The 240-nt window shown below is 64.6% G+C and carries 1 protein-coding gene; it reads right to left on the bottom strand.

The window, feature by feature from the left end; translation table 11 throughout:
- On the bottom strand, positions 1-235 hold a 235-nt coding region (locus AC0L2O_RS37440), incomplete at its 3' end, for a glutathione S-transferase N-terminal domain-containing protein (protein ID WP_473373277.1).
- Between the last annotated feature and the right edge of the window lie 5 nt (positions 236-240).

The following is a 240-nucleotide window of genomic DNA, read 5'->3' on the forward strand; positions in this document are numbered from 1 at the left end:
GGGGAGGGCGTCGGAACCCGCGGCCGCGAACCGTTGGCGCAAGCGGTCGCGATGACCGAGGGCCGTCGTCGAGCACCAGCACCGGGATCTTGCCGAGCGGATTGGTGTCGATCAGCTCGGCTGGCTTGTCTTCGGTTTTTATCGGCACGAGATCGACGGCGATGCCGGCATAAAGCGCGGCCATGCGCACCTTGGAACTGTAAGGGGACGTGGAGGCGTAGAACAGTCTGGGCATGATCG

The sequence above is a fragment of the Bradyrhizobium sp. Kon10 genome (assembly GCF_055807395.1).